This window comes from Providencia sp. 21OH12SH02B-Prov, from assembly GCF_027362595.1.
In the GTDB taxonomy this organism is placed as follows: domain Bacteria; phylum Pseudomonadota; class Gammaproteobacteria; order Enterobacterales; family Enterobacteriaceae; genus Providencia; species Providencia zhejiangensis.
Map to the genome: position 1 here is coordinate 14,648 of NZ_CP114796.1, position 12,919 is coordinate 27,566.

The window sequence follows — 12,919 nt, forward strand, 5'->3', positions numbered from 1 at the left end:
GACAAAATAGATTGCATCTAAACAAAATAGTTTGCGTCTGTGACAATATAGATTGCACCTAGACAAAATAGTTGTAAACTGAAATTGGTCCAGTTATGCTGTGAAAAAGCATACTGGACTTTTATTATGGCTAAAGCAAAATCTTCATTCTCAGAAGTACAAATTGCCCGTCGTATTAAAGAGGGGCGTGGCCAAGGGCATGGTAAGGACTATATTCCATGGCTAACAGTACAAGAAGTCCCTTCATCAGGTCGTTCCCACCGTATTTATTCTCATAAAACGGGACGAGTTCATCATTTGCTCTCTGATTTAGAGCTTGCTGTTTTTCTTAGCCTTGAATGGGAGAGCAGCGTGCTAGATATACGCGAGCAGTTCCCCTTATTACCTAGCGATACCAAACAGATTGCAATAGATAGTGGTATCAAGCACCCTGCTATTCGCAGCGTAGATCAGGTTATGTCTACTGATTTTTTGGTGGATTGTAAAGATGGTCCTTTTGAGCAGTTTGCTATTCAAGTCAAACCTGCGGCAGCCTTACAAGATGAGCGCACCTTAGAAAAATTAGAACTAGAGCGTCGTTATTGGCAGCAAAAACAAATTCCTTGGTTCATTTTTACTGATAAAGAAATAAATCCCGTAGTAAAAGAAAATATTGAATGGCTTTATTCGGTGAAAGCAGAAGGGGTTTCTGCGGAGCTTTTAGCACAACTACCAACATTGGCTCATATCCTGCAAGAAAAAGGAGATGAAAATATTATCAATGTCTGTAAGAAGGTTGATATTGCTTATGGTTTGGAGCTAGGTAAAACATTAAGTGATGTTAGAGCATTAGTCGCTAATGGTTTTATTAAATTTAATGTTTATAAGCCGTTTAGATTGTGTACCTGTGCTGAGCTGGATATAGAGCACGATGGAGCAGCGCAAAGGGGGCTTTATGTGGCAAATTAATGAGGTGCTTAAAGTAGAAAGCCGCTTTTATCGGGTTTTAGATATTAATCAGGGGGAGTTGATCTGGATTGATATTGAAAATCCGAAGGCGTTGCCAGAAAGGATTTTGGAGTTGAGTCTCTTGGCTGCCTTGGACTCAGGTCAGTTAGTGAGGAGTATGGATCCCTTTGCTTATCTAGACCAAGAGGATCCAGAAATAGGGTCTGTACGTTTTATTCGTAGAGAAGAAAATATTAAGGTATTGCTACCACTCTTGCAGCATAAGGGTATTTTTGATGCTTCTGAAAGAGCACGTTTAATTGATGCTGTTGTGGAGTCTAAGCAGGTTTCGAAAAAAACAGTTTATCGATTATTAAGAAGGTATTGGCAGCGTGGTCAAACGCCTAATGCATTAATTCCCGACTACAAAAACAGCGGTGCACCAGGGGAAAGACGTTCAGCGACAGGAACAGCAAAAATTGGCCGAGCCAGAGAATATGGTAAGGGTGAAGGAATCAAGGTAACGCCTGAGATTGAACGTCTTTTTAGATTAACCATAGAAAAGCATCTATTAAATCAAAAAGGCACAAAGACAACCGTTGCCTATAGACGATTTGTAGATTTGTTTGCTCAGTATTTTCCTCGCATTCCCCAAGAGGATTATCCAACGCTACGCCAGTTTCGTTATTTTTATGATCGCGAATACCCTAAAGCTCAGCGCTTAAAGTCCAGAGTCAAAGCAGGGGTATATAGAAAAGACGTACGCCCATTAAGCAGTACAGCCACTTCTCAGGCGTTAGGCCCTGGGAGCCGTTATGAGATTGATGCAACGATTGCTGATATTTATCTAGTGGATCACAACGACCGTCAAAAAATCATAGGAAGACCGACGCTTTACATTGTGATTGATGTATTTAGTCGGATGATCACGGGCTTTTATATCGGCTTTGAAAATCCGTCTTATGTGGTGGCGATGCAGGCTTTTGTAAATGCTTGCTCTGACAAAACGGCCATTTGTGCCCAGCATGATATTGAGATTAGTAGCTCAGACTGGCCGTGTGTAGGTTTGCCAGATGTGTTGCTAGCGGACCGTGGCGAATTAATGAGTCATCAGGTCGAAGCCTTAGTTTCTAGTTTTAATGTGCGAGTGGAAAGTGCTCCACCTAGACGTGGCGATGCTAAAGGTATCGTGGAAAGCACTTTTAGAACCCTTCAAGCCGAGTTTAAATCCTTTGCGCCAGGCATTGTGGAGGGCAGTCGGATTAAAAGTCATGGTGAAACAGACTATAGGCTGGATGCATCTCTGTCGGTATTTGAATTCACACAGATTATTTTGCGTACGATCTTATTCAGAAATAACCATTTGGTGATGGATAAATATGATCGGGATACCGATTTTCCTACGGATTTACCGTCTATTCCTGTCCAGCTATGGCAATGGGGTATGCAGCATCGTACAGGTAGTTTGAGGGCTGTGGAGCAAGAGCAGTTGCGAGTAGCGTTACTACCACGCAGAAAGGTCTCTATTTCTTCATTTGGCGTAAATTTGTGGGGCTTGTATTACTCGGGGTCAGAAATTCTACGCGAGGGATGGTTGCAGCGTAGTACTGAGATAGCTAGACCTCAACATTTAGAAGCGGCTTATGACCCAGTGCTGGTTGATACGATTTATCTGTTTCCCCAGACTGGCAGTCGTGTATTTTGGCGCTGTAATCTAACGGAACGTAGTCGGCAGTTTAAAGGTCTCTCATTTTGGGAGGTTTGGGACATACAAGCACAGGAAAAATACAATAAAGCCAATGCCAAGCAGGATGAGTTAACTAAACGCCGGGAGCTTGAGGCGTTTATTCAGCAGACCATCCAGAAAGCGAACAAGCTAACACCTAGCCCCACTGAGTCAAACTCAAAGCGTATTAAACAGATTAAAGCAAACAAAAAAGAGGCCGTGACTTCGGAGCGTAAAACGCGTGCAGAGCTTTTGAAATCAAGCTCTTCAGGTGATGAGGCTAAAGTTATTCCTTTCAACGCGGCGGAAGTCGATGATCAAGAAGATTACAGCCTACCCACATACGTGCCCGAGTTATTTCAGGATCCACCAGAGGAGGATGAGTCATGAGTGCTACCCAGATTCAAGCGGTTTATCGTGATACGGGGGTAGAGGCTTATCGTGGCAATCCTTTTATCGAGGCCTTACCACCACTGCAAGAGTCAGTGAATAGTGCTGCATCACTGAAATCCTCTTTACAGCTTACCTCCTCTGACTTGCAAAAGCCCCGTGTTATCAGAGCTCATACCATTTGCCGTATTCCAGATGACTATTTTCAGCCATTAGGTACGCATTTGCTACTGAGTGAGCGTATTTCGGTCATGATTCGTGGCGGCTATGTAGGTAGAAATCCTAAAACAGGTGATTTGCAAAAGCACTTACAAAATGGCTATGAGCGTGTTCAAAAAGGTGAGTTGGGGGCATTTCGCTTTGAGGAGGCTCGATCTACGGCACAAAGCTTATTGTTAATTGGTTGTTCAGGTAGCGGCAAAACCACTTCGCTGCACCGTATTTTAGCCACGTATCCTCAGGTGATTTACCATCCTGAACTCAATGTAGAGCAAGTGGTGTATTTGAAAATAGACTGCTCGCATAATGGTTCGCTAAAAGAAATCTGCTTGAATTTTTTCAGAGCGTTGGATCGAGCCTTAGGCTCGAACTATGAGCGTCGTTATGGCTTAAAACGTCATGGTATAGAAACCATGTTGGCTTTGATGTCGCAAATAGCCAATGCTCATGCTTTAGGGTTGTTGGTTATTGATGAAATTCAGCATTTAAGCCGCTCTCGTTCGGGTGGTTCTCAAGAGATGCTGAACTTCTTTGTAACGATGGTGAATATTATTGGTGTACCAGTGATGCTGATTGGTACGCCTAAAGCACGAGAAATTTTTGAGGCTGATTTACGATCTGCCCGTAGAGGGGCTGGATTTGGGGCTATTTTCTGGGATCCTATACAGCAAACTCAACGCGGAAAACTAAATCAAGAATGGATTGCCTTTACGGATAATCTTTGGCAATTACAGCTTTTACAACGTAAAGAAGCGTTGTTGTCTGACGAGATTCGTGATGTCTGGTATGAGCTGAGCCAAGGAGTGATGGACATTGTAGTAAAGATTTTTGTACTCGCACAGCTCCGTGCGCTAGCCTTAGGCAATGAGCGTATTACCCCTGGTTTATTGCGGCAAGTGTATCAAGATGAATTGAAACCCGTTCATCCCATGCTAGAGGCCCTACGCTCGGGTATCCCAGAACGCATTGCTCGTTATTCTGATCTAGTTGTTCCCGAGATTGATAAACGGTTAATCCAACTTCAGTTAGATATCGCAGCGATACAAGAACAAACACCAGAAGAAAAAGCTCTTCAAGAGTTAGATACCGAAGATCAGCGTCATTTATATCTGATGCTGAAAGAGGATTACGATTCAAGCTTGTTAATTCCCACTATTAAAAAAGCGTTTAGCCAGAATCCAACGATGACAAGACAAAAGTTACTGCCTCTTGTTTTGCGGTGGTTGATGGAAGGCGAAACGGTAGTGTCAGAACTAGAAAAGTCTTCCAAGAGTAAAAAGGTTTTGGCTACAAAGGTAGTCAAGCCCAGCGACTGGGATAGCTTGCCTGATACGGACTTACGTTATATCTATTCACAACGCCAACCTGAACAAACCATGCATGAGCGATTAAAAGAGAAAGGGGTGATTGTGGATATAGCGAGCTTATTTAAACAAGCAGGCTAGCCATGAGAAACTTTCCTGTTCCGTACTCGAATGAGCTGATTTATAGCACTATTGCACGGGCAGGCGTTTATCAAGGGATTGTTAGCCCTAAGCAGCTACTAGACGAGGTGTATGGCAACCGTAAGGTCATTGCAACCTTAGATTTACCTTCACATTTAGGCGTTATAGCAAGGCACTTGCATCAAACAGGACGCTACGCTGTTCAGCAACTCATTTATGAGCATACCTTATTCCCTTTATATGCTCCGTTTGTAGGCAAAGAGCGCCGAGACGAAGCGATTAGGTTAATGGAGTATCAAGCGCAAGGTGCGGTGCATTTAATGCTAGGAGTCGCTGCGTCTAGAGTTAAGAGTGATAACCGCTTTAGATACTGCCCTGATTGCATTGCTCTTCAGCTAAATAGGCATGGGGAAGCCTTTTGGCAACGAGATTGGTATTTGCCCGCTTTGCCATATTGTTCAAAACATGGTGCTTTGATTTTCTTTGATAGAGCTGTAGATGATCATCGACATCAATTTTGGGCTTTGGGTCATACTGAGCTGCTTTCAGACTACCCCAAAGACTCCCTATCTCAATTAACAGCACTAGCTGCTTATATAGCCCCTCTGCTAGACGCTCCACAAGCACAAGAGCTTTCCCCAAGCCTTGAGCAGTGGACGCTTTTTTATCAGCGCTTAGCGCAGGATTTAGGACTCACCAGAGGTAAGCACATCCGTCATGATTTGGTGGCGGAGAGAGTGAGGCAGACTTTTAGTGATGAGGCACTAGAGAAACTGGATTTAACGTTGGCAGAGAACAAGGACACGTGTTGGCTGAAAAGTATATTCCGTAAGCATAGAAAAGCCTTTAGTTATTTACAGCATAGTATTGTGTGGCAAGCCTTATTGCCAAAACTAACGGTTATAGAAGCGCTACAGCAGGCAAGTGCTATTACTGAGCACTCTATAGCGACAAGACCTGTCAGCCAGTCCGTGCAACCTAACTCTGAAGATTTATCTGTTAAGCATAAAGACTGGCAGCAACTAGTGCATAAATACCAAGGAATTAAGGCGGCAAGACAGTCTTTAGAGGGTGGGGCGCTATACGCTTGGCTTTACCGACATGACAGGGATTGGCTAGTTCACTGGAATCAACAGCATCAACAAGAGCGTCTGGCACCCGCCCCTAGAGTTGACTGGGGACAAAGAGATCGAATCGCTGTACGACAACTGCTAAGAATCATAAAGCGTTTAGATAGTAGCCTTGATCACCCAAGAGCGACATCGAGCTGGCTGTTAAAGCAAACTCCTAACGGAACCTCTCTTGCAAAAAATCTACAGAAACTGCCTTTGGTAGCGCTTTGCTTAAAGCGTTACTCAGAGAGTGTGGAAGATTATCAAATTAGACGGATTAGCCAAGCTTTTATTAAGCTTAAACAGGAAGATGTTGAGCTTAGGCGCTGGCGATTATTAAGAAGTGCAACGTTATCTAAAGAGCGGATAACAAAAGAAGCACAAAATTTTTTGGAAACGGTCTGCGAGGAGGACTAAGTGGTTAAGATAGCTAGCTTTGATGACAATGTGCAGGTGGTACATATTGGCCACTTATTCCGTAACTCGGGTCATAAGGAGTGGCGTATTTTTGTTTGGTTTAATCCAATGCAAGAACGGAAATGGACTCGATTTACTCATTTGCCTTTATTAAGTCGAGCTAAGGTGGTTAACAGTACAACAAAGCAAATAAATAAGGCGGATCGTGTGATTGAGTTTGAAGCATCGGATCTTCAACGAGCCAAAATAATCGATTTTCCTAATCTCTCGTCCTTTGCTTCCGTACGCAACAAGGATGGAGCGCAGAGTTCATTTATTTACGAAGCTGAAACACCATATAGCAAGACTCGTTATCACATCCCACAGTTAGAGCTAGCTCGGTCATTATTTTTAATTAACTCCTATTTCTGTCGAAGCTGTTTGAGCAGTACCGCTTTACAGCAAGAGTTCGACGTTCAGTATGAGGTTGAGCGAGATCATTTAGAGATAAGGATCTTACCCAGTTCATCGTTTCCTAAAGGGGCGTTAGAGCAGTCGGCCGTAGTGCAGCTTTTGGTTTGGTTGTTTTCGGATCAAGATGTTATGGATTCGTATGAAAGTATTTTTAGGCACTATCAACAAAATAGAGAAATTAAGAATGGCGTTGAAAGCTGGTGCTTTAGCTTTGACCCTCCGCCCATGCAGGGTTGGAAATTACATGTAAAAGGACGTTCTTCTAACGAGGATAAGGATTATTTAGTTGAGGAAATAGTAGGTTTAGAAATCAACGCTATGCTTCCTAGCACAACAGCTATTAGCCATGCCTCTTTTCAGGAAAAGGAGGCAGGTGATGGTAGTGCGCAGCACATAGCGGTTTCAACAGAGTCAGTTGTTGATGATGAGCATCTACAGTTGGACGATGAGGAAACAGCCAATATAGACACAGACACACGAGTCATAGAGGCTGAGCCGACATGGATAAGTTTTAGTAGACCTAGTCGAATTGAAAAATCTCGCAGGGCAAGAAAAAGTAGCCAAACTATTTTAGAAAAAGAAGAAGCAACAACAAGTGAAAATAGTAATTTGGTTAGTACTGATGAGCCACACTTAGGTGGTGTCCTAGCAGCGGCAGATGTGGGTGGGAAGCAGGATGCAACCAATTACAACTCTATTTTTGCCAATCGTTTTGCAGCCTTTAATGAGTTAATTTCAATTCTAAAAATTAAATTTGCATGTCGGGTGCTTTTTGAAGAAACTTTGGTTTTGCCAAAAGTTGGGCGTAGCCGATTACATCTGTGTAAAGATGGCTCACCAAGAGTGATTAAAGCCGTTGGGGTGCAACGTAATGGCAGTGAATTTGTATTGCTAGAGGTGGATGCATCGGATGGGGTGAAAATGCTTTCTACCAAAGTGTTGAGTGGCGTTGATAGCGAAACATGGCGGAATGATTTTGAAAAGATACGGCGTGGAGTGGTGAAGAGCTCATTGAATTGGCCAAATAGTTTGTTTGATCAATTATATGGACAAGACGGGCATAGAGGGGTGAATCATCCAAAGGGGTTGGGGGAGCTGCAAGTATCGAGAGAGGATATGGAGGGGTGGGCTGAGAGAGTGGTTAGAGAGCAATTTACGCATTAAAGGAATGACTGAAACCCTAGTTACTTTAATCAGCTGTTAAGTGAATTAGCTAATCCTCAATAACATCATTTTCTTGAGCATGGTTAGGCTGAGAGTTATAGCAGCTTTGACTAATTTGAAAGACTAAGCAGGTTAGACGCATACGCACGTTGTGTCATCTCTTTATGCCGAGAATTCGAGTCATTATGTGACCTTTCCCCACCTTTAGTACCACAACTTAGATGAGATAATTCATATTATGCCGCCTTCTTCGCGTACTCGGAAGGGGCTTGGTAATTCAGTGAGCTATGTGGTCGAACATCATTATATATAGTGTTGCCGCCATTGCTCTATTTCGTACGTAGCTTCGGCCAATGTTCTAAACCAATGCTGATTTAAACATTCATTTCTAAACTTGCCATTTAAGCTTTCAACAAAAGCATTTTGGGTATGTAATCCCCCTCAAAACCACGGAGGCTATTTGTAGAAAATTCCATTAATATGAACTCAAGGAGTTTTCTATGCGCAAAGTAAACCAAGAAAATATTAGCGGTATTAAAAAGATACCAATGCCCAACAATATGCCAACTGGACGAACTTGCGTGGAAGCACTAGTGTTTGGCCTGCCGCAGTTTGGGCAGGTGGGAGCAGAATCAGACATTTCTTTCGAACAGTCAGGGCAATTTATCATTGGCATAGGTATCTCCTTTGGCCTTTTTAGTAATTATTGAAATTGTCGTGCATATCAAGAGCACTTAACGCCGTGCTCACCGGTAAATTGCGAGCGCAGTGAGTAATTTATCCGTGTGCAGCACTTTGTTAGATGCCCTTTTCATGAGAGGCTCACAGATATTGCTTGGAATTGGTGAGGCATTTTCGTTTGGTCAGCGGTGCGGTAACGTAGTCTTCGTCCAGGAAGCGGATAAGTTCTTTCAGCTGTTTCTTGTCTTTCGGGATAACCAAATTGCCATCGTCGTTGACCGTGATCGCGATGTGGTGCTCTTCGGGAAGCTCGGCGTTAAAGTTGTTGGCTACGGTTTGGATGTCGGTGACGGTGAGATCTTTCAAAACTTCATTCTTTTGCAACAGGGCGATTTTCTTTCGGATGATCGAGTCGGCTTGCGCCTTGAAGCTTGCTTGGTCTTCGAAGACAAAGATACCGGTGGCAGCGAAATCGTCGAGGTCGGTATCGGTCGCTTCCCGGTAGTAATCAGCCAAATCCAGAAACCGTTTGGTATTGTGGTAGGAAGTGAAGTACAGCGTGCCGTTGTGGAAATGGGCGGTGAGTTTGTCTTGCAATATCAGACCAGGCTCTTCAAGTCGCTTATAAGTATCACCAGCATGGATAGGCAAACCGATCAGTGTCCATCGATTAGAGAGCAACTTGCCGGCATCGAAAACCTGAAAGTTGACGCTTTTGTTGGCAGCTGACCAGCTGCCACTAAACAGCGCTTTGATGCGGTGCGTTTCGGTATTGAGATTCAACACCGGACAAATGAGCGGATTGCCAATGGCTTGGCCGATGGCGGGCGGTAGTGGGTAATCGGCAATGGTAAAGATTTCGCCCACGTCCACGTTGTAGCTGCCCGTGAAGGCGATGGGCTGTCTGTCGTTAAGCAGTGCGGCCTGTTGTTCGGCGAAGAGTTGGGCCAGTTCGGTATTGACCGCCGCAGTCAGTGGAATGCGACGGATGAGCGCATCTTCATCATCCACCAAAGCGAACAGGTTAGAGGTATTATTGTTATTTGGCATGATTGGCATCCAGTATCATGTATTCGGTTAGTTGCACCACCTGCGAAACAGCCTTGCAGTCGGTAATATTCTGGCGGGTGATCAGCACATAGGTGATGTCGCCCTCAATGGTTACTTCATAGAAGTGATAGCCGAAAAACCCCAGCAAAGGGTTGAAGTGGTAGGCGTGGGAGTTGTAGACAATAAAGAAGAAGATCACCGCCACAAACACCAGTACCGGCACGCTGATGGTGCTCTGGCTCTGGTTGATAAGTGGTAGCAAGTAAACGAGCAGAAAGCCGACGATCTCCTTGTCCACAGTTTTGACCGACTTGATCTTCAGCGGCAGACGCTCAAGGCCGTGGCGCGAGGCGGACATCCAGACCAGACCAAAGCATAGGCTGCTTAACACCAGTGCAGCCAACAAATAGGTGCTGCCTACCCGCCAATGAGCGGCAAGATTCTCCAACCAAGGCACACCAAGCTGCCAAGCGCTGCTGATTTCCACAAACCACAGCGTCAGGAAGATGGGCGCCAGCGCCGTGGATACCAGCGCCAGTTTGGCGAGTCGATTAAGCAAGTTCCACCTCGTTGTTGTGGCTGAAGGCTTCTTTTAATACTGCTTGCATCAGTTGCTCGGCGTGTGTCTGGTTTTGGGTGATTTGAGTTTCCAGTTGGTCGCAGAGAGAGAGTAGTTTTTCGACTTTGGTGACGATGGCTAGTTGTTCTTCCTCACAGCAAAGTGGTACCAACGCACCAGAAACGACTGCTTGATTTATTTTGGGCATGCTTTTTTGAGCACCGGTTGCATTGCTTCGGAAATATTCTCGACAACTTGGGCTCATCAAAGCGTGGTGCAAGAACACCTCTGAGAGTGAGCTCACAGGCTTTAGCTTCATCATCAGGTCAGGGTAAATGAAGCAATTTTCTTCACCTTGATATATTGCTGAAACACCCACAAAATCAATCGAATTTCCCCGCTGAATTAGAATATCTCTCGGTTTGATCCATAGAAATGAATCTCGTGATATTTCTTCATTAATGTACTTTACCTGGGTCGAGTCGAACCTCCCTGATGTGGTAGCGCCCAATTTTAGCGTCTTGGTGTTTGTCGGGTAATCGACCGTCTTTGGTGAGTATCCATTCCTTGGACTCTCATAAATAAGCTGATCTAATCGACACCACTCCCACCCTCGCGGAAGTTCAAACGGCTTTTCCTCGTCCGTGATGGGCGGCAATGGTTTTTGCGCTTTGATTTTTTTGTCTTTAACCAGTTGCGCTTTTTCGGCGGCGATGCGCTTGAGTAGTTCGCTGGCCGGTTCTACATTGGGGTTTTGCGCGCGCCAGTCGGCGGTGAGTTTGCCTTCGATGGCTTCCTGCAAAATTTGCTGCCGCAGTTTTTTCAGCAGGGCTTGTTGACGGGTTAGTTCATGTTTCAATTCAGCATCTTCATTTTCAATCCGTTGAAACTGACTGAGAATAAATAGTTGCTCATCTTTATCTGGCAACATGATTTCAAGCGGCAAAAGATGTTTGGGTTTTATTTCGGTTTTAATGCCACCTTTCACCTGCTCTTTCAGCAATTGAATAAAGATTGGCGACTTCAGAAAGCGCTTGAAAAACTCAACACTGACTTTGCTTTCATCAAAGGTATACGATGAGTAGTGAATGGTCGCTGTGACATCAGCGTCGCCGTGATACACGCCCAAGGCACCTTTAGCGACGTTGATGCCTGAAATGACCAAATCGCCCGATTTAATCAGAATCATGTTCGTTTTACTGGGCTTGTTTGCGACGTGAAAATTCCCAGAGAAATCAATCTTGTCTATCCGCTGGAGCCCTTGAATTTCCTTTGCATCAGGCTTATACCGCCCCTCACGCTCAAAAAGGAAGTCTCCAACTTTTACTTTTTTCCAAACAGCCACTACACCAACTCCTTCCGCAACTGCTCCAGCAACTGATCGCTCTTGGCAAAGGACTGATGCAACAGATCGAGTAATTCGGTGCTGCTGTATTGTTTTTCTTCCTCGGCACGGTGTGGGTTTTTGATGTCGAGGTTGTAGCCATTGGCTTTGATGGTATCGATATCCACCTGCCAGGCTTGCTCGTTGGCTTCACGGTTCGTCCACCAGCTTTTCAGGGTTTCGAACTCGGCTAATTGAATAGGCTTGGTCTTTGAGTAGGCCTTGTAGCCTTCCGGCAGTTTGTGTTCGTAGTACCAGATGCTCTGGGTCGGCTCGCCCTTGGTGAAGAACAGCAGGTTGGTGGCCACCGAGGCATAGGGCTGGAACACGGAGTTCGGCAGGCGCACGATGGTGTGCAGGTTGCAGTCCTCCAACAGTTTTTGGCGGATACGTTGTTTAACACCATCGCCGGTAAGGGAACCATCGGGCAAGACAATGGCTGCGCGGCCACCCTCCTTGAGCAGATGGATCATCAGGATCAAGAACAAGTCTGCCGATTCCTTGGTGCGGTAGGTTTGCGGGAAGTTGTTCTCGTTGTTGTTGGAAACCACGCCACCAAAGGGCGGATTGGCGATGATCACATCTACCCGTTCTTTGCGCGTGTATTCGCTTAGGGGCCGTTGCAGCGAGTCACCAAACTGGATGCTGGGGGTGATGATGTCGTGCAGGATCAAGTTGGTGTTGGCCAGCATGTAGGGCAAGGGTTTGTATTCCCAGCCGCGCACATTGTGGGCAATGGCTTCGCGCTCGGCGACGGTGTTGGCGGAGGCCTTCAGGTGTTCGATCACGGTAGTTAAAAAGCCGCCGGTGCCGCAAGCAGGGTCGAGCACAGTTTCGCCGTGGGCGGGGTTGACCATTTCGGTCATGAACTGGGTGACGGCACGCGGGGTATAAAATTCGCCGAGGGTGCCAGCGCTTTGCAGTTCACTCAGGAAGGTTTCATAAATCTGGCCGAACAGGTGCAGGTCTTTGCTGCTGTTGAAGTCGATTTCATTCAGCTTGTTGATCACTTGCCGCAGGTGAATGCCAGACTTCATGTAGTTGTAGTTATTTGCAAACACCTCATGCACTAATACCGCACGGCGGTTGCCGCTGGAGAGGTCTATTTCCGACAGGGTCGGGAACAGCTTTCGGTCAACAAACTGCAACAGCTCGTCGCCGGTCATGCCTTCGTCATCGCCGGCCCACTCGTCCCAATGTAGTTCAGCGGGAATGGGCGAGACGTAGTTGTCGTCCATCAGCTCCAGCTCTTTGTCCTTGTCGCTGAAGATTTTCAAAAATAGCATCCAACCTAGTTGCAGAATGCGCAGCTCGTCGCTGCCGGTGCCGGTGTCTTGCCGCATGATGTTACGGGCGGATTTTACAATGCCTGATACGTTTGCCATGTTGCGC

At 45.5% G+C, this 12,919-nt stretch carries 10 protein-coding genes and 1 pseudogene; 6 read left to right on the forward strand and 5 right to left on the reverse strand.

The window, feature by feature from the left end; all coding sequences use genetic code 11:
- Positions 1-126: 126 nt before the first annotated feature.
- Genes O7C57_RS00080 through O7C57_RS00100 form a run of 5 tightly spaced genes read left to right on the forward strand, consistent with a single transcriptional unit; the run spans position 127 to position 7,853 of the window.
- Positions 127-948 carry a TnsA endonuclease N-terminal domain-containing protein gene (locus O7C57_RS00080; RefSeq protein ID WP_252447403.1) on the forward strand — a complete coding sequence of 274 codons (822 nt, stop codon included), beginning with the start codon at positions 127-129 and terminating at the stop codon, positions 946-948.
- The gene (locus O7C57_RS00085; protein WP_269723482.1) at positions 935-3,043 is read left to right on the forward strand and encodes a DDE-type integrase/transposase/recombinase; all 2,109 of its coding nucleotides are present in this window, start codon (positions 935-937) and stop codon (positions 3,041-3,043) included. The genes O7C57_RS00080 and O7C57_RS00085 overlap by 14 nt, the downstream gene beginning before the upstream one ends.
- Positions 3,040-4,707 carry an AAA family ATPase gene (locus O7C57_RS00090; RefSeq protein ID WP_252447189.1) on the forward strand — a complete coding sequence of 556 codons (1,668 nt, stop codon included), beginning with the start codon at positions 3,040-3,042 and terminating at the stop codon, positions 4,705-4,707. The genes O7C57_RS00085 and O7C57_RS00090 overlap by 4 nt, the downstream gene beginning before the upstream one ends.
- Positions 4,708-4,709: 2 nt before the next feature.
- On the forward strand, positions 4,710-6,236 hold the full coding sequence (locus tag O7C57_RS00095) for a TnsD family Tn7-like transposition protein (RefSeq protein ID WP_252447190.1): 1,527 nt from the start codon (positions 4,710-4,712) through the stop codon (positions 6,234-6,236).
- Positions 6,237-7,853: a Tn7-like element transposition protein TnsE gene (locus O7C57_RS00100; protein WP_252447191.1), complete on the forward strand. Its 1,617-nt coding sequence runs from the start codon at positions 6,237-6,239 to the stop codon at positions 7,851-7,853. It begins immediately after the preceding gene.
- A 236-nt stretch (positions 7,854-8,089) separates the two neighbouring features.
- Here the strand turns inward: O7C57_RS00100 and O7C57_RS00105 are convergent.
- Positions 8,090-8,291, reverse strand: a pseudogene (locus O7C57_RS00105) (integrase core domain-containing protein); the annotation flags it as partial.
- Between the two features lie 62 nt (positions 8,292-8,353).
- Here O7C57_RS00105 and O7C57_RS00110 point away from each other — a divergent pair.
- The gene (locus O7C57_RS00110; RefSeq protein ID WP_252447192.1) at positions 8,354-8,563 is read left to right on the forward strand and encodes a hypothetical protein; all 210 of its coding nucleotides are present in this window, start codon (positions 8,354-8,356) and stop codon (positions 8,561-8,563) included.
- Positions 8,564-8,675: 112 nt separating this feature from the next.
- Here O7C57_RS00110 and O7C57_RS00115 read toward each other — a convergent pair whose 3' ends face one another.
- From O7C57_RS00115 to O7C57_RS00130, 4 genes are read right to left on the reverse strand one after another with little or no spacing between them, the layout of a single operon-like run.
- A complete protein-coding gene (locus tag O7C57_RS00115; RefSeq protein ID WP_252447193.1) occupies positions 8,676-9,584 on the reverse strand; it encodes a Kiwa anti-phage protein KwaB-like domain-containing protein in 909 nt (302 codons plus the stop codon).
- Positions 9,574-10,143: a hypothetical protein gene (locus O7C57_RS00120; RefSeq protein WP_252447194.1), complete on the reverse strand. Its 570-nt coding sequence runs from the start codon at positions 10,141-10,143 to the stop codon at positions 9,574-9,576. The genes O7C57_RS00115 and O7C57_RS00120 overlap by 11 nt, the downstream gene beginning before the upstream one ends.
- Positions 10,136-11,488: a hypothetical protein gene (locus O7C57_RS00125; protein ID WP_252447195.1), complete on the reverse strand. Its 1,353-nt coding sequence runs from the start codon at positions 11,486-11,488 to the stop codon at positions 10,136-10,138. The genes O7C57_RS00120 and O7C57_RS00125 overlap by 8 nt, the downstream gene beginning before the upstream one ends.
- Positions 11,488-12,912 carry an N-6 DNA methylase gene (locus O7C57_RS00130; protein ID WP_252447196.1) on the reverse strand — a complete coding sequence of 475 codons (1,425 nt, stop codon included), beginning with the start codon at positions 12,910-12,912 and terminating at the stop codon, positions 11,488-11,490. The genes O7C57_RS00125 and O7C57_RS00130 overlap by 1 nt, the downstream gene beginning before the upstream one ends.
- Between the last annotated feature and the right edge of the window lie 7 nt (positions 12,913-12,919).